This window comes from Nostoc sp. MG11 (genome assembly GCF_014904695.1).
Lineage (GTDB): Bacteria > Cyanobacteriota > Cyanobacteriia > Cyanobacteriales > Nostocaceae > Komarekiella.
Genome location: NZ_JACXXN010000063.1, coordinates 1 through 24,883, shown reverse-complemented (window position 1 = coordinate 24,883; position 24,883 = coordinate 1). Strand labels below are relative to the sequence as shown.

Below are 24,883 nucleotides of genomic sequence, written 5' to 3'. Positions count from 1 at the left end.
TTCTCGGTCTATATCTTGAGGCAGGTTTTGGTTCATATTTGTGATACTCCCCCTGAAGTGTCCTCTTGTCAATACTCTGCCACCTGAATCCTTACGTAAAAATTTATGTCTTGATTCCATTGCACCTGCTTAATGTAAGTTTTCAAATCTACAGTAGTCGCTAACGTTTGGTGTAACATCTCAATCACCTCAGACTGAGCTGGTTGTAGAATCTTCATCTTTTTGTAGTTATCCTAGTGGTTATAGGTCATTAGTTTCCGAAAACTATGGATCGAGTCATAAGTGCCATTAAAAAAGCGCTTGTGCGTCGTAATATCACTACTTAATTTGTAGTTAGATATGCTCATAATATGAGTCATAAATAGGGTTTTCAATACCTAAACCTCGCCTTTAATTGCCTAATCCTCCAAACAAGATTTTATGAATTGATGAAGTTGCGCTATGCTGATTGAGACAATCCTCAAATGAGTTGAAGAACTAGCATGGCGATTGAGATCGTTAACCACCGCGCACTCGACAATGAGTGTGAAAAATTGGCGGCATTAATAACTCGGCACACCAATGATCAGGGGAATGGTTCTCATCCAACCGCGATTAACAAGCTGGAATTTAGACGAGAATCTTTTGTTTCCACACCACTACACCATGTCTGCGAACCTCTCTTGGTCATTATCGTTCAAGGCAAAAAAACAGTATTGTTAGGGGAAGAAACCTATCCTTATGGTGTAGCTCAATATCTGGTGATCTCAGTCGATCTGCCACTGAGCGCATTTGTTGTCGAGGCGACTCCAGAACAGCCCTATTTAGCCTTTAAACTGAAATTAGACTTACGCCAACTGTGTGATATTCTCGCAGAGACTCAGGCGATCGCTAGTAACAAAGAAAACTCTGTCAAAGGCTTATTCGTCAGCAATGCTGATGCACCGTTGCTCGATTGCGCGCTCAAACTAACCCGGCTCTTGGATACGCCGCAGGATATCCCGATCCTAGCACCGATGATTGTCCGCGAAATCTACTATCGACTTCTGATGGGTGAACAAGGCGAAGCAGTGCGCCAAATTGCCACATCGGGTAGCACGATGCAGCGCATCGCTGAAGCCATCAAACTCATTAAGGCTAATTTTACAAAACTGATGCGGGTTGAGGATCTCGCTCGGCACGCCAGTATGTCTGCTTCCTCTTTCCATTACCACTTCAAAGCAGTGACCTCAATGAGTCCGTTGCAATATCAAAAGCAATTGAGACTATTAGAAGCGCGTCGCCTGATGCTTACTGAAGATTCCGATGCGTCCAGTGCTGCTTATCGGGTAGGGTATGAAAGTGCCTCACAGTTCAGCCGTGAATATTCCCGTCTGTTTGGTGCGCCTCCAATCGGGGATATTAAACGTTCGCGCATAGTTCGAGCAATGTGACGAATTACGTTAGCGACGGAAGAGCGTCATTAGTAATTACGAATTGGAGCAAAGCAACTTGACAATCCTCAAATTATCACTCCCAGTTCGCTCATTACTCAGTCAAATTGCCTTTTATCTAATTCCAGTTCAGCTGCCTTTTTTACTAGAGAATTTGGTGCAGGCCGTACCTTCTCAAAGTGGGATGGCGATCGCTTTTTGTACATTGTTTAGTGCGATCGCCTATCGATCAGCAATTGTTTCGATTGTTATAGCACTTTTTCCTCATTCAATCATCTTCTTTTGGGCATTGTAGAACATTTTCTTATGGTTTGTAAATCTCAAACTGGAGGATTAGGCAATCAACGGCGAGTTTTGTGTATTTAAAACTCTTGCTATTAGCCATAGGACAAACACATCCGAATAAGAAAATTCACCCTGGTTTCTAGCTCTTTGAAAACACTATAAATTTAGAGAAATACTAATATGACCCACTGATACCATGTAATGCCTTGATGACCAACTACTGCAATCTAGCCGCATATCATCGAGCAAGTAGACCTCATTTAGTTGTAGGGATAGCTATATTAAATGTCAATTAACTTGGCCAGTTGAGAGTAAACGATCAATATGCTTAATTGGCGGTGCGCCAAACATCCTAGCGTATTCACGGCTGAACTGTGAGGGACTTTCGTAGCCCACCCGATCAGCAGCATTTGCCGCAGTAGATTTTTCGACCATCATCAGGCGACGCGCTTCTAATAGTCTCAATTGCTTCTGATAGTTCAACGGACTCATCGATGTCACTTGCTTAAAATGGTGATGAAACGAGGAAGGAGACATTCTGGCTTGCTTTGCTAGATCCTCCACGCGCAGCGGTTCGGTAAAATCAGTCTTAATCCGTGTGAGCACCGATGCAATACGATGCATATTGCTACCCGATGTCGCAATCTGACGAACGGCTTCACTTTGTTCGCCGATCAAAAGCCGATAATGAATCTCGCGAACGATCATGGGTGCCAGAATCCGGATGTCTCGCGGTGTATCCAACAGCCGTGTCAGTCTGAGGGCGCAATCAAGCAACGAAACCTCAGCAGTGCTGACGAAGAAACCTCTGACAGAAGTTTCTTTGTTATTCACCCGCATATTGGGTTCGGCGGCAATAATGTCATAGAGTTGAAGCGGATCGAGATTCAACTTAAATGCTAAATACGGTTGCTCTGCTGTCGCCTCAACAATAAATCCGCTAATCGGCAAATCGATCGAAATAACCAGATATTGAGCCGCGCCATAATAATAGGTTTCCTCACCCAGCAAGGCTGCTTTTTTGCCCTGAACGACGATCACGAGCATCGGTTCAACGACTCCATGTAGCGAGGTCGCAACAGAAGACTCCCGCGCAAAATCTAGTTGATCGATCTCCGTTGGATGAAGCCCATCGGCTTTGCCACTGGTATGGCGAGTTATGAGTGCCGCTAGTTTTCTGCATCGATCAGCAATTGTTTCGATTGTCACAGCGTTTTTGCCTCATTCAATCATCGTCCTTTGGGCATTGTAGAACATTTTCTTACGGTCTTAAAATCTCAATCTGGAGGATTAGGCAATAAATGGGGAGGTTTGTGTATTTAAAACTCTTGCTATTAGTCATAAGGTGAATACATCCGAATCAAGTGTTCAGAGGCTAAAGCAATAACTGAAATCGCGTTGGTCATTGCGTCTAGCCGTTGCGCGTTCGTCTGTAATGGCGCGAGGCGGTCACCCATGCCGCAAATTGTTTCCCGGTCACGCTTCCGGCACTACTGAAATAAAAATAAAAAGGCTCATCTATGAAAGTTCTAGTAACAGGTTCGCTCGGAAACATCAGCAAGCCACTGACAAAGGAGTTAGTGCAAAAAGGTCATACGGTGACGGTTATCAGCAGCAAGCCCGAAAATCAAAAAGACATTGAAGCTCTGGGTGCCACCGCAGCCATCGGCTCACTGGAAGACGTTGGTTTTCTTACAGCCACTTTTACTGGTGCAGATGCTGCGTATTGTATGATTCCGCCAAACAACTACTTCGATCAGAACCTTGACCTATTGGCGTATTATCAAAGAATCGCCAATAACTATGCCCAAGCCGTTCAACAGTCGGGCGTGAAGCGTGTGGTTTACCTCAGTAGCGTTGGTGCTCATTTAGAGAAAGGTTCAGGTATCATTATCGGTCATCATAGAGGAGAAGGTATCATGAATAATCTGTCAGATGTTGCCATCACGTTCATGCGCCCCGTTGCTTTCTACTACAATTTATATGGCTATGTAGAAATGATACAAAACCAGGGCGTTATTGCGGCAAACTACGGTGCAGATGACAAGGATGTATGGGTTTCCCCCATAGATATTGCTGCTGCCATTGCTGAAGAACTTGAAACACCGCTTATTGGCAGCAAAGTGCGGTATGTAGCAAGTGAGGAACTTACGGGCAACGAAACTGCCGCTATTTTAGGTGCAGCGATTGGAAAGCCTGATTTGAAATGGATTATTATTCCTAGTGAACAAATGCAAAGTGGTTTAGAAGCGGCAGGGATCAACCCAAATATTGCGGCAGGTTTGGTTGAAATGTATGCTGGGGTTCATAGCGGCATATTTTTAGAGGATTATTACCGCAATAAACCAACCGTTATGGGAAAAGTAAAGATGACAGATTTTGCAAAGGAATTTGCTGCTGCTTTTCAAAAAGGTTGATTGTCTTTAAATAATTGTTCTTGCAAGCGATGTTTATTCATGATCGGGGTGCAAGATGAGCGTGACTGGTTTAAAAGTCTTAAACAGCCGCCTAACAAACCGCTTCCTAGAGTATGGGCATTATCCGAACTATGCTGGCAATGGCTGAATATACGGATGGACAGTATTCCTGTGTATAAGAACTGATATCGCACGGACTATTGGCATCGCCTCACATTTATGAGGGATTAACAATCAAGGGAGATACAACGTGGGTAGTTCTCTAACCGACTAAACAGGTGGACTTCATCAGATCAATAATTCTTTGAAATCACTAACAAGGAAACAGCTATGAAGGTACTTGAAAATAAAGTTGCCTTAGTTACGGGCGGAACTTCGGGAATTGGTAAAGTAACTGCCTTAGCAATGGGTGTCGCAGGTGCAAAGGTGGTGTTTTCGGGCAGACGAGAGCAAGAAGGTGAAGACACCGCTAATTTAATTCGTCAGTCTGGTGTTGAATGCTTATTCGTGCGATCGGACGTATTGAATGAAACAAATGTCCAGACACTGATTCAGAAAACAGTCGAAAAGTATGGCAGACTGGATCTTGCCTTCAACAACGCTGGCATCGAATCACCGATAAAGCCACTACATGAACATTAAATCGAACACTTCGACAACCTGATGGCGATCAACGTGCGGGGATGTTCTTGTGTTCTGATGCTGCCAGCTACATCACTGGTCAGTCACTAGTAATTGATGGCGGATACACAGCAACTTAATTTGGTCACACCAACGCTTTCAACACAAGGTAGAGGCTTTGCCAACGCGCACGAGGACATAGGTTTAGTTGCATTGATGATCGCATTTGTTATCTAGATTTAGGAGCCGTACATGACTCATTTTGGACTACTCTGTGTTGCCATGACTGGTCATCTCAATCCAATGACCACATTGGGACACGAACTTAAACGGCGTGGTCATCGCGTTACCCTATTCGGAGTTCTCGACGCTCAACCCAAAACCTTAGCGGCCGGACTGGAATTCTGGGCAATTGGCGAGGAAGAATTTGCCACTGGAGCATCAGACGCATCTTTTGCCAAAATGGGGAAATTGAGTGGGTTAGCTGGCTCTAAATATACCATCTCTCTGTTCCAGCAATTGACAGCAATGCTGCTGCGGGAGGCTCCACAAGCGATCGCAGCCGCAGGTGTTGAGGTACTACTTGTAGATCAAACTTCATATGGCGGCAGTACGGTTGCAGATTTTTTGAAGTTGCCCTTTATCAGCGTGTGCTGCGCCCTGATGCTCAATCAAGAACCGGGTGTTCCACCGATTATTACAAATTGGTCTTATAACCCAGCTTGGTGGGCGAAACTCCGCAACCAATACGCTAATAAGTTGATGTGGCGCATTAGTCAGTCGATCCTAGAAGTAGTCACTGAGTATCGTCGAGAATGGAAGTTGCCCCCCCACTTTCATCCAGATGATGCTTTTTCTCAACTTGCCCAGATCTGCCAACAACCTGCTGAATTTGAATTTCCTCGGCAGCATTTGCCTCAGTGCTTCCATTTCAATGGGCCTTATCACGATCCTGCGAGTCGAAAATCTACTCCTTTCCCGTTTGAAAAGTTAACCGGGAAGCCGCTGATTTACGCCTCAATGGGAACTTTGCAAAACCGCCTGAGGAGCAGGGTGTTTGAAACTATTGCTCAGGCGTGTGTGGGGTTGGATGCTCAGTTAGTCATTGCTTTGGGTGGCGGCAGTAGTCCAGAGTCTCTGCCGGAGTTACCCGGTATCCCTCTCATTGTGGGCTATGCGCCTCAGTTAGAATTGCTGCAACGAGCGACTTTGACCATCACTCATGCGGGCATGAATACCGCTCTAGAATCTTTGAGTAATGGGGTGCCGATGGTGGCGATTCCCATTACTCACGAGCAACCAGGGGTGGCAACGCGGATTGCTTGGACAGGTACAGGAGAAGTGGTACCCCTCGCTAAATTAAGCGCATCAAGACTACGTGAAGCGGTTGAGCGGGTGTTAACTGAAGATAGTTATAAAGAGAATGCCGTGAGGTTACAAGCGGCGATTCGCCGTGCTGGGGGAGTGAGTCGAGCGGCGGATATTGTAGAGCAGGTGGCGCAGACAGGTCAGCCAGTATTGGCTCAACAATAGCAATAATGATATTAAACTACCTTGCTCACCGAGACTCAACCTTAATTTTGCTTTGCTATCGTCACGGATTGCGAGTGGTAGAGGTGGCATCTTTGCGCTGGGAGCAAACCAGTTTCAAGGTCTTTGGGATGATTAATGTTTAACGCTCCTGCTTCTTTGTTGCCCATCTCCCCCGAAAAAAATCGCTCTCCTATTAACTACTGTCGAAAATAAGGATATACTGACTGCGCCATTTCTATAGCTTTTAAAAGATGGACACTATCAAGTACACGCTTAATGAAAGCCAGATGCCTACTGCTTGGTATAACATCCAAGCAGATTTACCCGCTCCTATGCCAGCAGTACTGAACCCCGGTACGAGAGCGCTAATTACGGGGGCTGACCTGGAACCGCTTTTTCCCGAAGAATTAATTAAACAAGAAGTTAGTATCGAACGCTGGATTGAAATTCCAGACGAAGTGCGAGCAATTTACCGACAGTGGCGACCAACTCCACTGTACCGAGCGCGGCGGCTAGAAAAAGCTCTTGATACTCCTGCAAAAATTTATTACAAATACGAAGGCACTAGTCCGGCTGGGAGTCATAAACCGAACACTGCGATTCCCCAAGCTTATTACAACAAGATTGCGGGTACAAAACGCTTAATTACGGAAACTGGTGCGGGGCAATGGGGTTCTTCACTAGCTGTAGCTGGTGCTTTTTTTGGTTTGGAAGTAGTGGTTTATATGGTGAAAGTTAGCTATCACCAAAAACCCTATCGCCGTGCGTTTATGGAATCCTATGGTGCATCGGTAATCGCAAGCCCTAGTAATGAAACCGAATCAGGACGCAAAATTCTTAAAGAAAATCCCGATAGCACTGGCAGTTTGGGTATCGCTATTAGCGAAGCTGTAGAAGTTGCCGTACAGGACGACCAGACAAAATACGCGCTCGGCAGCGTGCTAAATCACGTATTACTGCATCAAACTGTAATTGGTATTGAAGCACTCGCACAGTTCGAGCAAGCAGGTGATTATCCCGATATTATTGTTGGTTGTACGGGTGGTGGTAGTAACTTTGCTGGCATCGCTTTCCCGTTTATGGGTAAAAAGCTACGAGGCGAGGGCGCGGATATCAAATTTGTTGCCACAGAACCAGTAGCTTGCCCAACATTGACCCAGGGTAAATACGCTTATGACTTTGGTGATACGGCACATCTCACACCCTTAGTAAAAATGCATACCCTTGGTAGCTCTTTTATCCCCCAAGGCATTCATGCAGGGGGGTTACGGTATCATGGTATGGCACCACTTCTCAGTCATGTTGTTGATTTAGGTTTGATTGAGCCAAAAGCTTATGGACAACTTGACTGTTTTGCAGCTGGTCTTACCTTTGCCCGCGCTGAAGGGATTTTGCCTGCTCCTGAAGCCAATCATGCAGTGAAGGGTGCGATTGATGAGGCATTGCGCTGCAAAGAAGAAGGTACTAGTAAGACTATTCTATTCAACTTGTGCGGTCACGGTCACTTCGATATGCAAGCGTATATGGATTACCAAGCCGGATTATTGCGCGATACTGAATACAGCAATCAAGAAATTGCAATGGCACTGGCTGGGTTGCCTGTAGTTAGTGAAGTTTGACTACATAGCAGATCGTGGTCGTGGTGGGTTAGCTGTAGGGAACAAGACTAAAGTTAAAGTTGAAGTTGGTTTTTAGAACTGGGGATTGCAGTTGAATAAGTTGAATAATGCGTAGACGCTCTTAGCGGCTTGTCGTAGACATCGCTCATTAAATGTTTAAATACTGCATTACACATATTAATGCTAGTCGCCAAGGAGACTGTGCTGGTTGTCCCCGACGAACTGCTGACCGACTTGCGCGATAAGTTCCTGAATTGTTACAATCACTGGTTGTCCTGCGCCACTCGACAACTTGTCGATGACTTGATTGCTCTGTTCACGGCGGCTCTGGTCTTCTGGTTAAGTCTGCTGTGGCACGACAATTACAAGCTCACGTCCACTTTTGGGGAAGCGAAGTTGCGATCGCGAATTCCTCTCACACAAGCACTGAATTTCGGAGTGGGTTGAAAATCTCGATCACCAAAAGTGAACATGATCCCAATTGTATTGACCGAATTCAGTAAAAATATCTGATTGGGATAAGAGCGTTATCTGAAATGCTCAAGATGATTGATTATTGATATAGCTCAATCGAGACTACCAATTGACGAAACATGGCGGCAAATTAGTAACACTAAAAATCGCTATGCTAAAGGAGTTTCAATCTTATGTTCTCTATTAAAGTTAACGACCAGTATCCCTTTGAGTTTGAAACTGTACAGGTTGATGAACAAGGGCAGGTTGTGGAACGAAAGCAGGGTCGGGCATTTGCCTTTCGTGAACCCTTGGCAGATGAAATTGGGTTGGAAATGGTAGCGATACCCGGCGGTAACTTTATGATGGGTTCGCCAGATTCAGAACACGAGCGAGATGAAGACGAAAGTCCTCAACACCAAGTAACCATACAACCATTTTTTATGGGGAAATATCCAGTCACCGAAGCGCAATGGCAGTCGATCGCAAATACTTTACCAGTAGAGCGAGAACTAGACCCTAATCCCTCTGGATTCCAAGACGATAATCTACCCGTAGGATCAGTGACTTGGGAGGAAGCTATTGAATTCTGTCAACGCTTATCGCGCGAGACAGGACGAGATTATCGACTACCGACGGAGGCAGAATGGGAATATGCTTGTCGGGCTGGAACTGAAACCCCTTTTTATTTTGGGAAGACAATTACTACCGATTTAGCCAATTACCGAGGGACTGATGCTGGAAATGCAAATGAGCAATGGTTCTTTTCGGGTTCCTACGATCGAGGTCCAAAAGGTATCTACCGTGACGACATAACCCCAGTAGATGCTTTTCCACCGAATGCCTTTGGCTTGTCCGATATGCATGGGAATCTGTTGCAATGGTGTTTAGATCTTTGGCATGGTAACTATGAAGGCGCACCCGCTGACGGAAGTGCTTGGATATCTAAGGGTGATGATAATGCAGTTGGGCGGGGCGGTTGTTGTAATAGCTTTCCGCGTCGTTGCCGTTCTGCGAGTCGCCACCTCCGTCCCCCCGACATCCGCTACGGCGATATCGGTTTTCGCGTTGTTTGTGAGATTTCCAGGACTCTGTAATCCTTTACCCTATTCCTCTTTAGACACCTTAGATTGAGGTAGGACCGCTGAACCAATGCCATCGGTATCGCTGATCGGCTTGCGGACGCAAAACTATCGGTGCCTCTATGCTTGACGCTTCAACCACGACCTCCGCCCCAGCCTCGCGGAGCAAATTAGCGGCATGTTCAGCAACCTCGCCGCTGACCCCAGCCACTAAGACGCAGGGAGCGTGGTCGCGGAGGTAGACAGACACTAGTGCAGAATCGAATGCCCCAAGATTGGTAACAAGACGGATCGCTTTAACACATGGGGCTTCCTTCGACCCGATCGAGATGACACGAATCTGGAACTTTGACATGATCTTTTCCTGAAGCGCTCTGACGCTGAATAAACCGCTTCATCCCTTGTAAGGATTTGGCTAAATCAACCGACTCTCTGCAATTGGTGTGCAGAGAGTAATTGTGTAATATTTATGCTACCTTCTGAAGTGCGGAATGTGGGTTATAATTCTGTGTTCAACACTTCTGGTATTTTTGCTAAACATCGGAATAGTCAGCGATCAAGCTAACGCTATTTATAGGCGATCGCAGCACTACAAGGGCCTACTAGATGCAGCACTTCGTAACGCTTGAATCCAGCTTCTTGACACCAATTCCAAAAGTCAGCACCCGTAAAATCAAAGCCATCGCCAGTTTCAAGCAAGATCGTCAACGATGACATTAGTCCAAAAGTATTTTCGCGGCGATCGTCATCAATGATGTTTTCGATCGCTATAAAAGCACCGTGTTCGGATAATGCTTCATAAGCTAGGCGAATCAGATGCTTCTTCTTTTCAAGATTCCAATCGTGTAGAATCAGCCCCATCGTAATTACATCTGCTTTGGGTAATGCTTCATTAAAAAAGTCCCCAGAGATAACTCGAATTCGGTCGGTCAATCCGGCTCGAGCGATCGCCTTTTTAGCAATCAGTTCGAGTGGCGGCAGATCGAAAGTCAGGCATTGGATGTGTGGGTGTTGTTTAGCCACCAGCTCACACAGCAATCCCGCCGAACCACCAACATCACACAGCGTTTGATAATTAGAAAAATCGAACTTGGCGGCAAAGGCTTGAGAATGCCCCCGCGAGAAACTCGATATCCCATTGACATACTGTTCTAGTAGAGCAGGATCTGCATAGAGTGTCTCGAACAAAGGCTTTTGACCGTGATTAGTCTCGTTCTGCGGTTTACCTGTCTTGAGTGCTGGCTCCAGATCGTTCCAGAATTTAAAAAAGCGATCGTTAGACATTTCGAGGATACCGCCCATGTATCCAGGTTGGTTTTTATCTAAAAATTGGGCAGTGGCTTCAGTATTACGATAACGTCCGCTCGTACCACTGCCTTCTCGGTATAAGAAGCCTAGCGCGACCAGACAATCAAAAAAGTCGTAAATTCCGCGTGGGTGAAAATCGAGCGCGGCTCCTAACTCTGCACCTGTCATCGATCGATTCTCCACAGCAGAGCCTAGTCCAACGCCTAGAATCGTAAACACTTCTAGCTTAGTGGCGGTGAGTAGTACCTTAGAACTCAAAAAACCAAAGCCAATTTCGAGAATACGAGATGGATCGGCTGTATTACTCATAATCTAATTATCCTGTATGAGTGTTGTTGGCATTGATATTTGCGTTTATATCGATGGCTGTCAGTGGAAGGATAATATGGAACTTCACACGAGTTGCTGTGAATCGCAAAAGCGGGAGGCTTATGTGCCACAGTTAGACATTCTTGGTGTTGTCTAGAGGTGTGATCAGCACTTTACCTAAAGCTGACAGACGATCGACGGCTACGAACTTTTCAACAAGAAGGGAACAGGGAACAGGGAACAGGGAGGAACGAACTGTTTCCTGTTGGCTTCTAAGCTTGCAGCAGAGGGTCTGAGTCCCCCACTATATTGAAAATTAGTGGAGCGCGTTGGTGGGGGGCTTTAGACCCCCACCATACGCAGTCCCTGTTAAGAGTTGTCCGTTACGGTTTCAATATCTCCGTTCGGTATTTTGGAGCGAGGGCTTCGGATTTCGCCATGAACTCCGCCTGTGCAGCCTCGTCGAGCTTTGGGGGTGCTGTCGTCCGGGTAGCGACAGGAATGCCGATTTCCATGAAGAACTCGTCCTGTCCGGCTGGCGAACAGACGCATAGTAACCGCGCGGGTTGCTCCGAGGCATTGTGGAACTGATGCGGTGCATTGGACGGGATGTTCAGGGTATCGCCAGTTCGCGCGATCGATTTCTCGCCGCGAAAAGTCACCTCCACTTCACCCTCTAGAATGGTAAACGACTCCTCGAAATCATGGCGATGGGGAGGAGGACCACCTCCTGGGGGGACATACATATCGATCAGGCAATAGCGACCATCGGTATCGGCACCCGTTACCAGAATCGTGTAGGTATCTCCCACTACTCCGAGGTGAAGCAAGTTCCGATCTTCGTTCGGTCGCACGACCTTTGCATTGCGTTGCAGATCGTCGGACGGCATTGATGAGATGGGTTGAGAAGTAATTGAGTGAGTGTTCATTGGGTTGTTCCTGTTATTAGTATTTGGATATTCGGAGTTATTTCGAGCTTGAAGTCATTGTTTGGAAACTTTGTTGGTCATCGCCACGATCTGGCGCACGATTTCGTCCGGGCATTCTTCGGGAATGAAGTGCCCACAATTTGGGAGAACGTTCTGATCAACAGTCTCGGCGACCATGCTCACCATCTCGCCGACTTTGCCACCCATTCCCTTTTCGCCGCCGAGTGCCACGACGGGTACTTTAATCTTGTTGCCCTCTGCCAGCGGTGCTGTCTGTTCGATGGTGACAAATGCCGCCCGGTAGACACCCATCGCGCCGAGTACGCCTTCTCGACTGGAGAAAGTTCGCAGAATTTCATCTACAGTTTCCGGCTCAATGGAGTTGCGATCAAATGTGGCGCGCTCGTAGAACCAAGTCAAAAAGGCACGCTCGTTACCGACGACCAGACGTTCGGGCACGTCGGGTGCGAGTGGGAGAATCCACCACCACATCGAGCCTTCTTTCATCGCTTCAGGCGTATAGGCGATAATCTTGGTAAGGATCTCGGATAGCATTACGGGTGCCTCAATGTATAGCAGTCCCGCGATCTCCTCTGGGCGATCGCTAGCCCAAATAAGAGCTGGCGGCGCGCCCATATCGTGAGCGACCAGCGTAAGTGGCCGCCCTGCCCCAAAGCCGATCTTCAAGACAAGGGCGCGGAACTCCTCGGCGAGGGCGCGGGCATCATAGCCCTTGGTTCCGACTGGCTTGTCGGAGTCCCCGTAGCCGCGCATATCTGGTACGAGTACTGCATACCCAGCTTGTGCTAGTGCAGACATTACCTTCCGCCATGCGTAGCCAGTACTAAGAAAGCCGTGCCAGAGTAGAACGGGTTGACCGTTAGGGTCACCGCCGATTTTGTAGTGGATGTTGACTCCATCAATGTTGATCGTCTCGCTGACAAAACCCGGTGTTAGGACATTTGATCGGTTGGATATCATAAAACTGCTGTGATGAATTCACTCGTTACCGTGTGTAACGAATATGTAATAGCAAATCTTAAAAGTTGAGTTAAACAGCCAAAGTCTGCTTCTAGTCGGGTCGATGCTCCACACTAGACAAAGTTGTTGCCACCATCGACGTTAATCGTCTGACCTGTGATAAATGCTGCATCATCTGAAGCAAGAAATAGTACCGTCCCAACCAGATCTGCGGCAGTTTCTCGTCGCTTTATTGCTCTTGCCTGTGCCTGCTGGTCGAGTATGCTGGCCGGAAAAAGCGCGAGGATCGGTGGTGTGTCCGTTAGTCCCGGAGTAATCGCATTGACAGTGATGTTGTATTCTCCGAGTACATTCGCCAGCGATCTGGTGAACCCAATTACGCCTGCCTTTGCCGTCACGTAGTGGCATTGGTCGGGCGTTCCGGCAAAAATACTTCCAGAACTCGTATTAATAATCCTTCCGGCTTTACTCTGTTTGAGTGACGGCAGAATCGCCCGCGTGACTAAGAAGGGGCCATCGAGATTGATCGCACAAACTTCGCGCCACTCGGCATACGAAATATTCTCAAATGGAGTGGCAGGGAATTTCCCCGCATTATTAACTAGAATATCGACTGTACCCCACGTCTGTTCTACCTTAGCGGAGAGACTGTAGCAACTTTCTTCGCTACTGACATCTGCCTCGATCGCTAGCAACGCATCTGGCGAGCTGAGATCGACTACCAATTGATTGAGTGCGTCTGTCCGGTTATCGACTGCACACACGTTTGCGCCCTCAGACAGGAAGCGGCGCACGATCGCACTACCAATACCGCCAGCAGCACCCGTCACAATTACAAACTTATTTGAGAATCGCATCTTTGAACCCCTTGCTGTTTAGCTCAGAAACCAGTGCATCAGCGACTTCAGCATTCTGGCGATAGTTGATGGCAACTGTCGCCCCTTCGCTTGCCAGTCGGGTGGCGTTAGCGTTCGCGCAGCGTCTCGTAGAGAAGCTTAACGAAGTTATCGCTTTCCCAATACCTCGACTTGCCCCAGTTACAACTGCAATTCTCCCGTTTAATTTCATAATCTTCGTGCGAGAAACAGCGTCCCTTGTGGGTGCGGCGGGATAGCAGGGCTGTTTCGGGGGGGTGAGCCCCCGAAACAGCCAAATAATCTTTGCTTTCTACAGATAATATGCTCTATATATGAATGTATAATATCTGTATGCAAAGAACCATTCGCCTGCAACTTCAGCCAGACAACCAAGCAAGTCAAGCTCTCTCTCAAACGATTGAGCAGTACACTTGGTCGTTTAATGCTGTCTGTGAGTACGGATGGGAAAACAACTTGGCAAATGGGGTAGAGCTGCATAAAGCAACCTACTACGAACATCGCGCTATTACTAATCTGCCTTCTCAGTTGGTTTGCGCCGCTAGGGTTAAGGGAACTGAAGCCCTGAAATCGGCTAAAGTCCTCAAGAAAAAAGGCGCGTCTGTTAACTGTCCAGTGTCTAAGCATTGCCCAATTCGATACGATGCTCGGTCTTATACAATCTGGTTTGACCGTCAGGAAGTGACGATCCTCGCCATTGGGGGACGGATAAAGCTGTCCTTCGAGGTGACTGAGCATTACCGTCAATACCTGATCTGGAAAAACACCAGCGCTGACCTAATTTGCGACCGTAAAGGACGCTGGTGGTTGCACATTGTCATGGAGACGGATACTCCGAAGGCTGACCCGACAACTCAGGTTGTTGGAGTAGATTTGGGTATCGCCACCCCTGCCGTTGATAGCAATAGGAATAAATATGGCTCTGACCATTGGAAACAGGTAGAAGATAGAACATTTGAGTTGCGTCGTAGACTCCAATCTAAAGGCACAAAAAGCGCCAAGCGGCATTTGAAAAAGCTGTCTGGTCGTCAGAAACGTTTCAGAAAAGATTGTGACCATGTACTGAGTAAGCTCTTGGTTCAATCTGTCGAGTCTGGTGCAACGTTGGTTTTTGAAGACCTCACGAATATTCGCGGTAGAGCCAAGATGAAAAGGGCTACTCGTCGTAGACTGCATGGATGGGGTTTTGCTCAATTTCAAGCATTTGTCACCTACAAAGCTGAAGCTAAAGGCGTAAAAATCGGGTTTGTTGACCCACGTTACACCTCCCAAAAATGCAGCCAATGCGGACATATTGAGCGAGGTAATCGCCCCACTCAGTCTGAGTTTCGGTGTAAAAAGTGCGGATTTGAGTGCCATGCTGACTACAACGCCTCGATAAATATTCGTGATGACTTTCTCAAACTTAGGGCGTCAGTCAATGCGCCTATTGTTTCAGCCGATAACTTCGGCTAGGAACAAGCCGCATCCCCTCGTGGGTGCGGTTGTTGACTTCAAACCTGTTTTCTTTCAGTAAACGCTTTGATGTCCAAACTCTAAGTCATTACCTTATTTATCCGTTTGACAGAGCAGCGGATGCGATTTCATCTGGTTTGGCAGCAAGTTCCTCGAAGTAAGCTCGCAGCGTCCGAGGCTCGCGATCAAGAATGGCTCGGAGGATCAGTGAGTTTCCCACCAGACCGTGGTGGTCGTACCAGTCAAACATCGATTGCATCGGCGATGTCTGCTTTTTGTCGCCAGTGTCTTTGGAGAGATCCGCAGGCTTTTCTGGGTTGACCTTAACCGCCTCGATCTTCTTTCCCAGCACCTCGCCCATCAGCGCCGCCACGTCTTTTCCAGTAAGATGGCCCTCGGCACACAGCTCGAAGGTTCCGTAGTTGAGCCTGTCTTCCATTAGCGCAATTGCCGCGACCTCAGCCACGTCGCGATAGTCAACCCTGCTGAAGCGGGTCTCGATCGACCAGGGTTGTTGAAAGACCGCGCCTTTCGCTATATCTGCAAGCTGAGCCGCCGTGACATTTTGGAAGAACATAGCCGGGTGCAGAAACGTAAACTCCATGTCGGAGGCAATGATCGCTTCCTCGATCGGTACCTTGTCGATATGGTGAACCATTGCGCCGATAATGGGGTGAATCAGGGACGAGAAAACAAACCGGCGTACACCAGCCTGCTTTGCAGCATTCACCACGCTTTTGCTAACCTCGACTTCATTGGGCATAGCGGCTGGCGAGATGTAGAAAACCGAGTCCACACCCTTGAGCGCCGCGTCCAGGCTCGCCCGGTCGGTTATGTCACCAATAGCAACCTCCGCCGCGCCGTTTTTGATCACTTGGTAGCTCTGCTCTGTATGCCGAATCAGCCCGCGGACTTTTGCGCCTCGTTTGGCGAGTTCAGGCACAACGAGACTGGCGAAATGTCCTGCGGCACCGACGGCGAGAATCGTGGGAGTCGTGTCTAATGTTAGTGCTGACATATTGTTTATTCCTTTTAAGTCGCTGCCACTTTCGTCTCGATACCAGATCCGACTGCGGTTGGCTTTGTCCAGTTGCGATTAGCTCCGCCAAACTCCGAAGAATCGCGCAAGTAGGATTCAAAGTCACTCGGTGCGGAAAAATCGCGTTTCAACTCTGCAAAGTTTGCGATGTAGCCGACCTTCTCAAACCAGCGATACATGATAGTTACTTCTTCCCCGGCTTGCTGCTCGAAGGCTTCAAACGGAATTTGTTGGTAGTTGACAGATTTGCCCAAGACATGGCTGAACGCGGCAGCAATTTCTGTCATAGTCATGTCCACACTGGCAACTTCAATTTCGCGCTTCATGAAGTTTGCGGGTCGCTCAAACACCTCAGCAACCATTGCCCCGTAGTCTTTTTCAGAAAGCTGCTGCAATTTCGTTTCGGGACTTAGCGGCTGGAAAAGCGTTCCGTTTTCAACCATCGATCGCATCATGTTGTAATTGTAAAAAAAGAACACCGGACGCAAAATCGTGTAGGGTAGCTCGATTGATCGAACATACTCTTCGACTTGGAACTTGCTGTCGAAATGCGGAATACCAGTGTTGCGTTCGGCGCTCCCTACCGAACTGTAGACAAAATGCTCAATTCCCGCCGATGAAGCTGCATCTGCTATAGCCTTGCCGTGACGGATTTCTACTTCCGCGCCTTCTCTGAAGTCCTGCATTGAGAAAACGCCGTAAACGCCTTGCAAGGCGCGATCAAGTGAAGTGCGATCGTTGAAATCTGCTTGTACAAGTTCTGCACCCGCAAGTTGTAGAGCCTGGGCGGTAGGCTTATTTTGATCGCGAACCATTGCACGAACCTTAAATTTGCCGCGCTGGAGAAGCTGATGGGCGATCGCACCACCTTGATTGCCCGTTGCTCCGGTAACTAAGACCAGTTGTTCTGCACTAGGGTTATGTGTCATGACTATTCCTGTCCTGTTTATATTCTCGGTTTCAACTTATCTAGACAATAACTTGTACTAGAAGATAGAAAAAGTAGTTAAAATTCAAAACACTTATGCAAAATATTCAAAGACACGGTTGCCCCAATGGATAAGCTGAAAAGCCTGATGATTTTTATGCGCTCCGCTCAATGTGGCAGCTTTTCCGAGGCAGCAAGGCAGTTAGGTATGGCTCCCTCCGCCGTGAGTCGAGCTGTACTGCGCTTAGAAGATGACTTAGGCGTGCGTTTGCTTGGGCGGACGACTCGCAGCTTGACGCTGACCGAAGATGGCAACCGATTTTATCAACGCGTTCAGCAAATTCTCAACGATTTGGAAGAAGCCGAACTCGAAGTCAAACGATCGCAATCTTTACCTACCGGAACCTTGCGAATTGATCTGAGTTTTGCGTTTGGCAAACTACATATCGCTCCGGCTCTGTTGCAATTTGCCACACAATATCCTGAGTTAAAGCTGAATGTTTCCTTTAACGATCGCTTAATCGATCTCGTTGAAGAAGGTATTGACGCGACGGTGCGAATTGGACTGAGCAGCGATAGCAGTTTGATTATGCACTACCTAGCAACTGCACGGTATATCACCTGTGCCTCACCGCAGTATCTTGCTCAGAATGGTATGCCCACAACGCCCACAGAGCTATTGCAGCATCGCACTGTCAACTTTATCTATCCCCAGAGCCGACAAGAGCCGACCTGGAAGTTTGAACAAGACGGCAAGGAGATCGACCTTGCTGTGAACAGTTATCTGCGATTTGATAACTCGGAAGTTATTTTAGAGGCGGTGATTCAAGGAGCGGGTGTGGTTCAACTGCCTAAATTCATTGCCGCAAACGCGATCGCGCTCGGACACCTGCAACCGATTCTTCAATCCTATGCACCTCAAGTTGGATTACCGATCGCGGTGCTGTATCCGCAGAAACGCTATCTCTCGGCTAAAGTTCGCGTTTTTGTTGAGTTTATGACAGCGTTGATAGCTGTATTAAAACGAGCCGATGTTGTAGATTGAATCACCTGCCGCTCTGCTAAGTTGTGTCGCAAATACTTTTTCGGTTTGCTCAGTTGCGTAGATGTTATGTGCTTATTTGCTCCATTCATCCCATACCGCTCGCACCACTTTTGCGATCACTTCTTCGCGGATCGCAGTATCAGCCGTCGAATCTGAAACAAAGACTGCGATCGCCAAATGTCGCCCATTCGGAAGCGTCACGAGTCCCACATCATTGGTTGCAGCCGTTACTCCGTTTACAGTAGCTGAAGTTCCAGTTTTGTGTGCCACAACTGTCCCATCAGGCAATCGTCCTTTGAGGCGCTTTAAACCTGTAGATGTCTCTGTCATCCATCGCTGAAGTAACGCTTGACTAGATTTTGAAAGCCCTTTTCCTTCATGGAAAGAACGTAATAAAACGACGGTTGCATCAGGCGTTGCATCGTTACGATACTGGACTGCTACGTCTTGCGCTAGCTCCTTCTCCGTGTTCGCAACAATAATGTCATTTACACCCAGACGACGCACGTAGTTCGTGACAATCTTAGGTTCACCGACGAGTCGTAGCAGCACGTCACACGCTGTATTATCACTTTCAGAAACCATGTACTTCAATAGTTCATCCAGTCTTAATTCCACTCCTGGCGATTTTTCGTCTAGAATCCGACTACCCTGGACGATATCGCTTATTTCAACCCGAATCTTCTGGTCTAGCTTTAGTTCTCCTTGATCGACTTTCGCCAGAACAGACATGGCGATCGGGAACTTGTAAACGCTTTGCATCGGAAACCGCTGATTTCCATTCAGAGTCACTGATTCTCCGGTTTCTAGCACCGTAGCTGTAACCCCAACACGCCCTTGAGCAGCCTGAGAAATCTGTTCAATCTGACCGCTTAATTCAGTTCTGGGATTGGTGCTAGATGTTGTGTTCTTATTCAGTACATTGGGTTGGCTGCTTAAGATGTTTTCTCTGTTACTAGCGTTAATGTTTGTGCAACTAACAGTCATCAAAAATAAGCAAATTGTGCAAAGCCTAGATTTTTTAATCGTTCTTTGAATCATGTACCTTGAACGGAAGTTGTGAACAGTCTACAGCTACGATAGCTAATTGTAGAAATTTCGGACTTTACGAGATTTTAATGAACTACCTCATCCGCCTACGCTCTTTGAAACGTTCTTTAGTCAGGATCATCATGGAAACCCTATTCGCTCTTGACTTCGCTGGTATCCTTCAGGGAACATAGAATTCCTGAAGAAAGACTTAAAACGCGCTGGCAGTCGGACGAACAATGATTTCATTGACATCAACATCCTCCGGTTGAGCCACCGCATATAAGACGGCTCTGGCGATCGCATCCGGTGTTAGCGCAGTTTTGCGGAGTTCTTGCAAAAAGCCTTTTGATGCCTGATCTGAGATATCAGAACCCAGTTCAGTTTCCACTACGCCAGGAGAGATGATCGTCACGCGGATGTTTTTCGACTCCTGCCGCAGACCGTCCGATATTGCCCAAACCGCATATTTTGTCGCAGAATAAACGGCGCTTGTGGGTCCTACCCAATGGGCAGCGATCGAGGCGGTATTGATAAACTGGCCGCCGCCTTGTGCTTCCATGATGGGCAGTCCCGCAGCAATGCCATTCAGAACACCATTGATATTGACGTTAATCATCTTGTCCCACTCGTCAACTTTTAGTGCGCTCATCAGGGACAGAGGCATCACGCCTGCATTGTTGAAAATGACATCAATGCGAGCGAATTTCTCTTTAGCAAAGTGAATGAATGCTTTCATATCCTGGCGATCAGTGACATCCACGGCTTTGAATTCGGCGATCCCACCAGATGAGCAGATATTTTTCACAATCTTTTCTAGCTTTTCTGTACGGCGTGCGCCCAAAACAACTTTTGCCCCGTTTTGAGCCAACAACTTGGCGCAGGCTTCACCAATGCCGCTACTGGCTCCCGTGATGGCAATCACTTTGTTTTCCACATTTAACATAGTTGTTTTTCCGACTGTTGAATTGAGTTTGAATTAAATCGACTGACCGCCGGAGACTTCAATTCTCTGAGCATTCACCCATTTGTTGTCTTCAGATAGGAGTGATGCGATCGCGCCGCCAATATCATCAGGAAGACCGACTCGCCCCAATGCGGTTTGTGAGGCGAGGAATTGATTGATGTCGGGATTATCCCGCACTGCACCACCGCTGAAATCAGTTGCGATCGCGCCAGGAGCGACTGTATTGACGGCGATTTGTCTGGCTCCCAGTTCTTTTGCCAGGTAGCGAGTTAATACCTCGATCGCACCCTTCATCATTCCATAGGCAGCATAACCAGGTAGTGCAAAACGAGCCAGACCCGATGAAAGATTGACAATCCGTCCGCCATCATTCATGAATGGGAGCAGTTTTTGGGTGAGAAAGAAAACGCCCTTGACGTGAATATTCATCAAATGATCAAAATCTTCCTCGGTCGTGTCGGCAAACGATGCATACACACCCGTCCCAGCATTATTAACGAGAAAGTCAAAGCGATCAGTCTGCCATCGATCCTGAAGTGACTGCTGAATTTGTCCGACAAAACCGTCAAAGGTTTTCATGTCTGCTGCATCCAGTTGCAGTGCTATAGCTTTAGCGCCAAGCTGTTCAATTTCTGCAACGACGTTTTTTGCTTCCTCGGCGTTGCGATGGTAAGTGACGATGACATCAACCCCTTTTTTAGCCAGATTCAAAGCGGTACTTTTGCCCAGTCCTCGGCTCGCTCCGGTTACCAATGCGATTTTGGTCATTGTCTTGTCCTTCTATTGAGTTGTTTGAATACATTCATCGTATGTGTGCAAACAGGGATTCTCAATACACAAACCTCGTCGTTTATTGCCTAATCCTCCAGATTGCGATCCTGGGCTGGTTAGGGTCTAACACGCTAGTTAAATAGGAATGCCATGTTTTTCCTGACCGCACTTCAATCAAACATAAAGTGATAGATGGAGTCTTTTTTGTGCCAGAACCCAGATGTATTTTTCTATCCCTGATTCCATAGCTATCTGTAAATACCTGTTCTACCTTGATTGCTGCTCCTTTTTTTATTCTCGTAATAAAATCAACTTTCTTCTCGATTAATTGATGCCAAAAATTAAATTGATAAAACCCTCTATCCAATAAGAATAAAGTCTTTGAAGTGACTAAATTGAGGATATTTTCTTCCAGTTTAGTGTCAGCCGCCTTGGGATTTTCTTCAAACCAAATCTCTACAGGTAATCTGGTCATTAAATCAATGATTGTACTCATCTTTCCTGCTAATTGTCTTCTTTGAGTCTCTTCTAAGCTGTGTAATTTCCTAAACAATGCCTCCAATGTTGAGCCATCTACTATCCAAATTTTCTCGAATTTTAATAATGTAAATTGAATACTTTCTGGTAATTGACGTTTATTTCTACTGTGCCAAGCTGTTCTCAAACTAGGCAATAAATCTTTAAATACTTTTTCAAATAATTCCGATGGAAATGTCAAAAATCTCTGTGATACAGCTTGCTGACTAACTTTTGTGGGATTAAAACACAGAAAACCGTCTCCGGCTAACATTCTTGTCAGTTCTCTTACTCCTGCTACGTCTCTCCACAACAGGGTTAACACCGCTGCCATCATTAACGGTAAATTTAGTATCCGTTCTCTGAATCCTAATTTTCGGTAGTAATTTTCTTGATTTGTAATGGCTGGTGTCAGTAATCTTTCTAATTGCTCGGCTATTACTTCGTCTTCCACCAGTGGTCGTTGTTTCTTTTTACCGTGGTCTCGATTGGTTTTTCAGCTGGTGGTCATGGCTGGTCACAATCGCTCAATCACTTGTCTAGAGTGAGTTTTACACAATTCTTGACCACTGCAAATACCACGCTTGACAATTTCTCCTTTTCCTTAACTTGTCACCAATGATCGCCGATCAATGTCGAGAACTAGCTGTTTTGATTAACTGCTGCACCGATGGCAAGGGGGATGGTTTTCACCAAACGAGTATTGCGCCGCTGGGATTTGGTCGTGAATCTTTGACTGGCAGGATGCTGCATGGAGTCAGCACTCCGATGCTGGCGATCGTGGTTCAGGGTAAAAAAGGTGCGGCGCTGGGTGAGGAAATCTATCGGTATGGTGAGGCGCAATATTTGGTCGTTTCAGTCGATCAACCGATTACCGGCTTTATTATCGAAGCGACCCCCGATCGCCCCTTTTTAGGATTCAAGCTGGATCTTGATCCGCGCGAACTTTGTAAGATTATTGCTATCCATCCCACTGAGATCGCGGATAAAAAAGAAACTTCGGTTCGAGGCTTTTTCGTCAGCACCGCCGACGTATCATTGCTCGATTGTGCGCTGCGACTGACCCGGCTATTGGATACACCCCAGGATATTCCGATCCTGGCTCCGATGATGATTCGCGAAATCTACTACCGCTTGTTAATCGGCGAACAAAGTGAAGCAGTTCGTCAGATTGCGACATCGGGTAGCAACATGCAGCGAATTGCACCAGTGATTCAAACCATCAAGGGGGATTTTGCCAAACCAATGCGCGTTGCCGATCTCGCTGAGCAAGCCAGTATGTCGCCTTCCTCTTTCCATAACCATTTTAAGCAAGTGACATCCCATTTTCTTTTGCCATGTCTGTTGCTGTACCGTCTGGTGCGATCGCTAGCAGCGCATCTGGCGTACCGAGATCGACGACCAATCAATCGGGGTTCCCATACTGGTTTACTGGTTATCGATTGCGAGAATGGCTGAACAGCGCGAAGTGGGCGCATAGCTTCTCCCCGCGCTAGCATCGACTCGTTAAGCATAGCTGTCTCAGCGTAGAACAGCTTTTGCATCTATAAGCCGAGCGCTGGCCATCTGGTCGAAGAGGTTACTTAGAGTCTTCGTAGATAGTCGCTCCCGCACTGCGGAGTTCATCCAGGAACCATTTGCTATCCGAGAGTAGTTCGGGTAGGTAAAGCCCAGGGCGGGCAGGAGAACGGTCGTTCAGTCCCAATACCGACGCGAGAGAAAGAACGACGCTCAGACCCGTGAGTGAGGCTGTGCCGTACTTGAACTCCAGCATCGATCGCGAACGCTTCGCTCGACCATCGGCCTCGCCCTCGATCTCGACGACGATCTCGGTCGCCGCCTCACCGCCCCGGCGGCGGCTGGACGATTCACCATTCACCAGGTCGAAGCGTACATCCGGCGCCCCAGTGGCGGCATGGAGACTCGCGGTATCGAACGTGGAAAATGCGGTGGCATCGAGCGATCGACCATCGACTGATTCGACCTTGCCCTTTGCGGCGTCGCCGGACAGCCATACGCGCCGCCCACCCTCGAATACCAGAGCGGCGGGAGCAGCCCCGTGCACCCGCTCCATGTCTTCGAGCGCCGCTGGACCGACTGGATCCTTCTCGTCGACGATTGCGCCGAGCCTGATGGATTGGACGCTCTCGAAGCCTTTGGCGCTGTTCAGTGCCAGAAACACGGCCGCACCGGCCATCCAGTGACTGGCGAGCACGACGGGTGCTGCGATCGCACGATGCGCGAACATCGCCAACTCGGGGCCAAGTTCGGTGAAGCCAGTGTTGATGTTCAGGTAAGGGACGCCCAAGTCCTGCGCGTAGCTCAGTCCTTTGAGTCCGGCTTCGGGAGCCAACATGACCACAGCAGCTACGGCGACGTCGTCACCGAGGCCCAAGCGGGGCTTTTCGATATCTATGGCAACGGCTTCGGCAGCTCCCACCTCCTGGGCGATTTCGCCTGCCGCTTGCAGGTTTCGTCCTCCGACGAGCACTCGAACGCTGGGGTGCCTCTCGCGGAACCACCTGACGGCAGTGCGCCCTACGAAGCCCGCTCCTCCGGCGAAAAGTACCTGTCCTAAAGCCACCTTATTTTCAAGCATCATAATTTTTACCTCTTGTTATAAAACTAGTTGCATTTACTTGAGTGTAATGATTTCCAACACTCAATTTCTTCTAGATTCCTATGGTGCTTCTTTCAGCGATAGTGAACCTATTTCGATGTCATTCCAGAAAATTGTTTAGAAACTATCTATTCAGAACTGCGATCGCAAAAAGAGATCTGCCAAGGCAGATCGCGGTTTAGCCCACTGTGATTCCACCATCGATCGCTAAAGGTTGTCCAGTGATATAGCTAGCAGCATCAGAGCAGAGAAAGACAACTGCTTGAGTGACTTCTTCTGCTTGAGCAATGCGACCCATCGGCACCATAGCTGTAAGATCGTCAGCCGTGATGCCCGCTTTCTTCAACATACGATCAAAACCCTCAGTCGCAATGCTTCCAGGATTCACCGCATTAATCCGAATGCCCTGCTTGGCAGGGTGTGGTCAAAACCAGTTGGTAGAAAACAGGAGGATCTGAGCAAGCCCAGGTTATGCGGTTCAACACAGTGTGAACTTTAGACAAACCTGTAACCCATATTTAAGAGCTGATCAACTGAAAATCGCCCATTCCAACAAAAAGGCACTTTCGTGGGATACCGCATTACCCATGAGCGAATGGCACTAAGAAAAGCTCTAAGCTATGCAGAATAAGGGCTACAGCTTTTAATGCTAGAAAGCGGGGTAATGGTATGAGCCAGGCGATTGCCAA

Annotated in this window: 28 protein-coding genes and 2 pseudogenes; 14 read left to right on the top strand and 16 right to left on the bottom strand. The window is 47.6% G+C overall.

Features of this window, described 5'->3' with window-relative positions; genetic code table 11:
- Nucleotides 1-482 precede the first annotated feature (482 nt).
- Together HCR01_RS33750 and HCR01_RS33745 are read left to right on the top strand one after the other, a co-directional pair.
- The gene (locus HCR01_RS33750; protein ID WP_193200303.1) at nt 483-1,412 is read left to right on the top strand and encodes an AraC family transcriptional regulator; all 930 of its coding nucleotides are present in this window, start codon (nt 483-485) and stop codon (nt 1,410-1,412) included.
- 58 nt (nt 1,413-1,470) lie between these two features.
- On the top strand, nt 1,471-1,707 hold the full coding sequence (locus HCR01_RS33745) for a hypothetical protein (RefSeq protein ID WP_193200302.1): 237 nt from the start codon (nt 1,471-1,473) through the stop codon (nt 1,705-1,707).
- Nucleotides 1,708-1,985: 278 nt separating this feature from the next.
- Here HCR01_RS33745 and HCR01_RS33740 read toward each other — a convergent pair whose 3' ends face one another.
- Nucleotides 1,986-2,906, bottom strand: a complete 921-nt coding sequence (locus tag HCR01_RS33740; RefSeq protein WP_193200301.1) for an AraC family transcriptional regulator — start codon at nt 2,904-2,906, stop codon at nt 1,986-1,988.
- Between the two features lie 125 nt (nt 2,907-3,031).
- A complete protein-coding gene (locus tag HCR01_RS40275) occupies nt 3,032-3,154 on the bottom strand; it encodes a hypothetical protein (protein ID WP_264299976.1) in 123 nt (40 codons plus the stop codon).
- 63 nt (nt 3,155-3,217) lie between these two features.
- On the opposite strand from HCR01_RS40275, the gene HCR01_RS33735 reads away from it, so the two are divergent.
- The 8 genes and pseudogenes from HCR01_RS33735 to HCR01_RS33700 all read left to right on the top strand — a co-directional run bounded on the left by HCR01_RS33735 (nt 3,218) and on the right by HCR01_RS33700 (nt 9,437).
- Nucleotides 3,218-4,114, top strand: coding sequence for an NAD(P)H-binding protein (locus tag HCR01_RS33735; protein WP_193200300.1), 897 nt, complete (start codon nt 3,218-3,220; stop codon nt 4,112-4,114).
- Between the two features lie 330 nt (nt 4,115-4,444).
- Nucleotides 4,445-4,756 (top strand): SDR family NAD(P)-dependent oxidoreductase, encoded by a 312-nt coding sequence (locus HCR01_RS33730; RefSeq protein ID WP_226889897.1) that lies wholly within the window; start codon nt 4,445-4,447, stop codon nt 4,754-4,756.
- Nucleotides 4,757-4,782: 26 nt separating this feature from the next.
- Nucleotides 4,783-4,875 (top strand): annotated as a pseudogene (locus HCR01_RS33725) (SDR family oxidoreductase); the annotation flags it as partial.
- 112 nt (nt 4,876-4,987) lie between these two features.
- Complete coding sequence (locus HCR01_RS33720; protein WP_193200299.1) at nt 4,988-6,268, top strand: glycosyltransferase; 1,281 nt, start codon at nt 4,988-4,990, stop codon at nt 6,266-6,268.
- Nucleotides 6,269-6,273: 5 nt separating this feature from the next.
- Complete coding sequence (locus tag HCR01_RS39435) at nt 6,274-6,411, top strand: hypothetical protein (protein ID WP_226889896.1); 138 nt, start codon at nt 6,274-6,276, stop codon at nt 6,409-6,411.
- A gap of 108 nt (nt 6,412-6,519) precedes the next feature.
- Nucleotides 6,520-7,887, top strand: a complete 1,368-nt coding sequence (locus tag HCR01_RS33710) for a TrpB-like pyridoxal phosphate-dependent enzyme (protein ID WP_193200298.1) — start codon at nt 6,520-6,522, stop codon at nt 7,885-7,887.
- Between the two features lie 270 nt (nt 7,888-8,157).
- Entirely contained in the window at nt 8,158-8,334 is a 177-nt protein-coding gene (locus HCR01_RS33705; RefSeq protein WP_193200297.1) for a hypothetical protein, read from the top strand.
- A gap of 200 nt (nt 8,335-8,534) precedes the next feature.
- Nucleotides 8,535-9,437: a formylglycine-generating enzyme family protein gene (locus HCR01_RS33700; RefSeq protein ID WP_193200296.1), complete on the top strand. Its 903-nt coding sequence runs from the start codon at nt 8,535-8,537 to the stop codon at nt 9,435-9,437.
- A 28-nt stretch (nt 9,438-9,465) separates the two neighbouring features.
- Here the strand turns inward: HCR01_RS33700 and HCR01_RS41000 are convergent, their stop codons facing one another.
- A complete protein-coding gene (locus HCR01_RS41000) occupies nt 9,466-9,777 on the bottom strand; it encodes a ribosomal protein L7/L12 (protein ID WP_413774003.1) in 312 nt (103 codons plus the stop codon).
- A gap of 212 nt (nt 9,778-9,989) precedes the next feature.
- A complete protein-coding gene (locus HCR01_RS33695) occupies nt 9,990-11,039 on the bottom strand; it encodes a methyltransferase (protein ID WP_193200295.1) in 1,050 nt (349 codons plus the stop codon).
- A gap of 16 nt (nt 11,040-11,055) precedes the next feature.
- Between HCR01_RS33695 and HCR01_RS33690 the strand changes: the two genes are divergently transcribed.
- Nucleotides 11,056-11,196 (top strand): hypothetical protein, encoded by a 141-nt coding sequence (locus HCR01_RS33690; RefSeq protein WP_193200294.1) that lies wholly within the window; start codon nt 11,056-11,058, stop codon nt 11,194-11,196.
- Nucleotides 11,197-11,422: 226 nt separating this feature from the next.
- Here HCR01_RS33690 and HCR01_RS33685 read toward each other — a convergent pair whose 3' ends face one another.
- The 4 genes from HCR01_RS33685 to HCR01_RS33670 form a co-directional block, all read right to left on the bottom strand.
- Entirely contained in the window at nt 11,423-11,968 is a 546-nt protein-coding gene (locus tag HCR01_RS33685) for a cupin domain-containing protein (protein WP_193200293.1), read from the bottom strand.
- Between the two features lie 54 nt (nt 11,969-12,022).
- Nucleotides 12,023-12,949 carry an alpha/beta fold hydrolase gene (locus tag HCR01_RS33680; RefSeq protein ID WP_193200292.1) on the bottom strand — a complete coding sequence of 309 codons (927 nt, stop codon included), beginning with the start codon at nt 12,947-12,949 and terminating at the stop codon, nt 12,023-12,025.
- Between the two features lie 113 nt (nt 12,950-13,062).
- Nucleotides 13,063-13,806, bottom strand: a complete 744-nt coding sequence (locus tag HCR01_RS33675) for an SDR family NAD(P)-dependent oxidoreductase (protein ID WP_193200291.1) — start codon at nt 13,804-13,806, stop codon at nt 13,063-13,065.
- Nucleotides 13,790-14,017, bottom strand: coding sequence for a hypothetical protein (locus HCR01_RS33670; RefSeq protein WP_193200290.1), 228 nt, complete (start codon nt 14,015-14,017; stop codon nt 13,790-13,792). The genes HCR01_RS33675 and HCR01_RS33670 overlap by 17 nt, the downstream gene beginning before the upstream one ends.
- Before the next feature lie 140 nt (nt 14,018-14,157).
- On the opposite strand from HCR01_RS33670, the gene HCR01_RS33665 reads away from it, so the two are divergent.
- Nucleotides 14,158-15,279 (top strand): RNA-guided endonuclease InsQ/TnpB family protein, encoded by a 1,122-nt coding sequence (locus HCR01_RS33665; RefSeq protein WP_193200289.1) that lies wholly within the window; start codon nt 14,158-14,160, stop codon nt 15,277-15,279.
- Between the two features lie 97 nt (nt 15,280-15,376).
- Here the strand turns inward: HCR01_RS33665 and HCR01_RS33660 are convergent, their stop codons facing one another.
- Nucleotides 15,377-16,297 carry an NmrA family NAD(P)-binding protein gene (locus tag HCR01_RS33660; protein ID WP_193200288.1) on the bottom strand — a complete coding sequence of 307 codons (921 nt, stop codon included), beginning with the start codon at nt 16,295-16,297 and terminating at the stop codon, nt 15,377-15,379.
- A gap of 14 nt (nt 16,298-16,311) precedes the next feature.
- Complete coding sequence (locus HCR01_RS33655) at nt 16,312-17,247, bottom strand: NmrA/HSCARG family protein (protein WP_193200287.1); 936 nt, start codon at nt 17,245-17,247, stop codon at nt 16,312-16,314.
- A 126-nt stretch (nt 17,248-17,373) separates the two neighbouring features.
- On the opposite strand from HCR01_RS33655, the gene HCR01_RS33650 reads away from it, so the two are divergent.
- Nucleotides 17,374-18,291, top strand: coding sequence for a LysR family transcriptional regulator (locus HCR01_RS33650; RefSeq protein ID WP_193200286.1), 918 nt, complete (start codon nt 17,374-17,376; stop codon nt 18,289-18,291).
- A 72-nt stretch (nt 18,292-18,363) separates the two neighbouring features.
- On the opposite strand, the gene bla is transcribed toward HCR01_RS33650, so the two are convergent.
- The 4 genes and pseudogenes from bla to HCR01_RS33630 form a co-directional block, all read right to left on the bottom strand.
- Complete coding sequence (gene bla, locus HCR01_RS33645) at nt 18,364-19,278, bottom strand: class A beta-lactamase (RefSeq protein ID WP_226889895.1); 915 nt, start codon at nt 19,276-19,278, stop codon at nt 18,364-18,366.
- Between the two features lie 253 nt (nt 19,279-19,531).
- Entirely contained in the window at nt 19,532-20,266 is a 735-nt protein-coding gene (locus tag HCR01_RS33640) for an SDR family oxidoreductase (RefSeq protein WP_193200284.1), read from the bottom strand.
- A 33-nt stretch (nt 20,267-20,299) separates the two neighbouring features.
- Nucleotides 20,300-21,055 (bottom strand): SDR family NAD(P)-dependent oxidoreductase, encoded by a 756-nt coding sequence (locus tag HCR01_RS33635; protein WP_193200283.1) that lies wholly within the window; start codon nt 21,053-21,055, stop codon nt 20,300-20,302.
- Between the two features lie 121 nt (nt 21,056-21,176).
- A pseudogene (locus HCR01_RS33630) lies at nt 21,177-22,031 on the bottom strand (transposase); the annotation flags it as partial.
- Between the two features lie 161 nt (nt 22,032-22,192).
- Here HCR01_RS33630 and HCR01_RS33625 point away from each other — a divergent pair.
- Complete coding sequence (locus HCR01_RS33625) at nt 22,193-23,032, top strand: AraC family transcriptional regulator (RefSeq protein WP_193200282.1); 840 nt, start codon at nt 22,193-22,195, stop codon at nt 23,030-23,032.
- Between the two features lie 121 nt (nt 23,033-23,153).
- Here the strand turns inward: HCR01_RS33625 and HCR01_RS33620 are convergent, their stop codons facing one another.
- Entirely contained in the window at nt 23,154-24,176 is a 1,023-nt protein-coding gene (locus tag HCR01_RS33620) for a hypothetical protein (RefSeq protein WP_193200281.1), read from the bottom strand.
- A 196-nt stretch (nt 24,177-24,372) separates the two neighbouring features.
- Entirely contained in the window at nt 24,373-24,597 is a 225-nt protein-coding gene (locus HCR01_RS33615; RefSeq protein WP_413774004.1) for an SDR family oxidoreductase, read from the bottom strand.
- Nucleotides 24,598-24,883 lie beyond the last annotated feature (286 nt).

What these genes read in the sequence shown, in the direction of transcription:
- HCR01_RS33625 (WP_193200282.1), top strand. Translation starts at nt 22,193, where the DNA reads ATGATCGCCGATCAATGTCGAGAACTAGCTGTTTTGATTAACTGCTGC.
- HCR01_RS33750 (WP_193200303.1), top strand. Translation starts at nt 483, where the DNA reads ATGGCGATTGAGATCGTTAACCACCGCGCACTCGACAATGAGTGTGAA.
- HCR01_RS33665 (WP_193200289.1), top strand. Translation starts at nt 14,158, where the DNA reads ATGCAAAGAACCATTCGCCTGCAACTTCAGCCAGACAACCAAGCAAGT.
- bla (WP_226889895.1), bottom strand. Translation starts at nt 19,278, where the DNA reads ATGACTGTTAGTTGCACAAACATTAACGCTAGTAACAGAGAAAACATC.
- HCR01_RS33635 (WP_193200283.1), bottom strand. Translation starts at nt 21,055, where the DNA reads ATGACCAAAATCGCATTGGTAACCGGAGCGAGCCGAGGACTGGGCAAA.
- HCR01_RS41000 (WP_413774003.1), bottom strand. Translation starts at nt 9,777, where the DNA reads ATGTCAAAGTTCCAGATTCGTGTCATCTCGATCGGGTCGAAGGAAGCC.
- HCR01_RS33640 (WP_193200284.1), bottom strand. Translation starts at nt 20,266, where the DNA reads ATGTTAAATGTGGAAAACAAAGTGATTGCCATCACGGGAGCCAGTAGC.
- HCR01_RS33620 (WP_193200281.1), bottom strand. Translation starts at nt 24,176, where the DNA reads ATGATGCTTGAAAATAAGGTGGCTTTAGGACAGGTACTTTTCGCCGGA.
- HCR01_RS33695 (WP_193200295.1), bottom strand. Translation starts at nt 11,039, where the DNA reads ATGAGTAATACAGCCGATCCATCTCGTATTCTCGAAATTGGCTTTGGT.
- HCR01_RS40275 (WP_264299976.1), bottom strand. Translation starts at nt 3,154, where the DNA reads ATGGGTGACCGCCTCGCGCCATTACAGACGAACGCGCAACGGCTAGAC.
- HCR01_RS33670 (WP_193200290.1), bottom strand. Translation starts at nt 14,017, where the DNA reads ATGAAATTAAACGGGAGAATTGCAGTTGTAACTGGGGCAAGTCGAGGT.
- HCR01_RS33700 (WP_193200296.1), top strand. Translation starts at nt 8,535, where the DNA reads ATGTTCTCTATTAAAGTTAACGACCAGTATCCCTTTGAGTTTGAAACT.
- HCR01_RS33710 (WP_193200298.1), top strand. Translation starts at nt 6,520, where the DNA reads ATGGACACTATCAAGTACACGCTTAATGAAAGCCAGATGCCTACTGCT.
- HCR01_RS33650 (WP_193200286.1), top strand. Translation starts at nt 17,374, where the DNA reads ATGGATAAGCTGAAAAGCCTGATGATTTTTATGCGCTCCGCTCAATGT.
- HCR01_RS33660 (WP_193200288.1), bottom strand. Translation starts at nt 16,297, where the DNA reads ATGTCAGCACTAACATTAGACACGACTCCCACGATTCTCGCCGTCGGT.
- HCR01_RS33680 (WP_193200292.1), bottom strand. Translation starts at nt 12,949, where the DNA reads ATGATATCCAACCGATCAAATGTCCTAACACCGGGTTTTGTCAGCGAG.
- HCR01_RS33690 (WP_193200294.1), top strand. Translation starts at nt 11,056, where the DNA reads ATGAGTGTTGTTGGCATTGATATTTGCGTTTATATCGATGGCTGTCAG.
- HCR01_RS33730 (WP_226889897.1), top strand. Translation starts at nt 4,445, where the DNA reads ATGAAGGTACTTGAAAATAAAGTTGCCTTAGTTACGGGCGGAACTTCG.
- HCR01_RS39435 (WP_226889896.1), top strand. Translation starts at nt 6,274, where the DNA reads ATGATATTAAACTACCTTGCTCACCGAGACTCAACCTTAATTTTGCTT.
- HCR01_RS33675 (WP_193200291.1), bottom strand. Translation starts at nt 13,806, where the DNA reads ATGCGATTCTCAAATAAGTTTGTAATTGTGACGGGTGCTGCTGGCGGT.
- HCR01_RS33685 (WP_193200293.1), bottom strand. Translation starts at nt 11,968, where the DNA reads ATGAACACTCACTCAATTACTTCTCAACCCATCTCATCAATGCCGTCC.
- HCR01_RS33720 (WP_193200299.1), top strand. Translation starts at nt 4,988, where the DNA reads ATGACTCATTTTGGACTACTCTGTGTTGCCATGACTGGTCATCTCAAT.
- HCR01_RS33655 (WP_193200287.1), bottom strand. Translation starts at nt 17,247, where the DNA reads ATGACACATAACCCTAGTGCAGAACAACTGGTCTTAGTTACCGGAGCA.
- HCR01_RS33735 (WP_193200300.1), top strand. Translation starts at nt 3,218, where the DNA reads ATGAAAGTTCTAGTAACAGGTTCGCTCGGAAACATCAGCAAGCCACTG.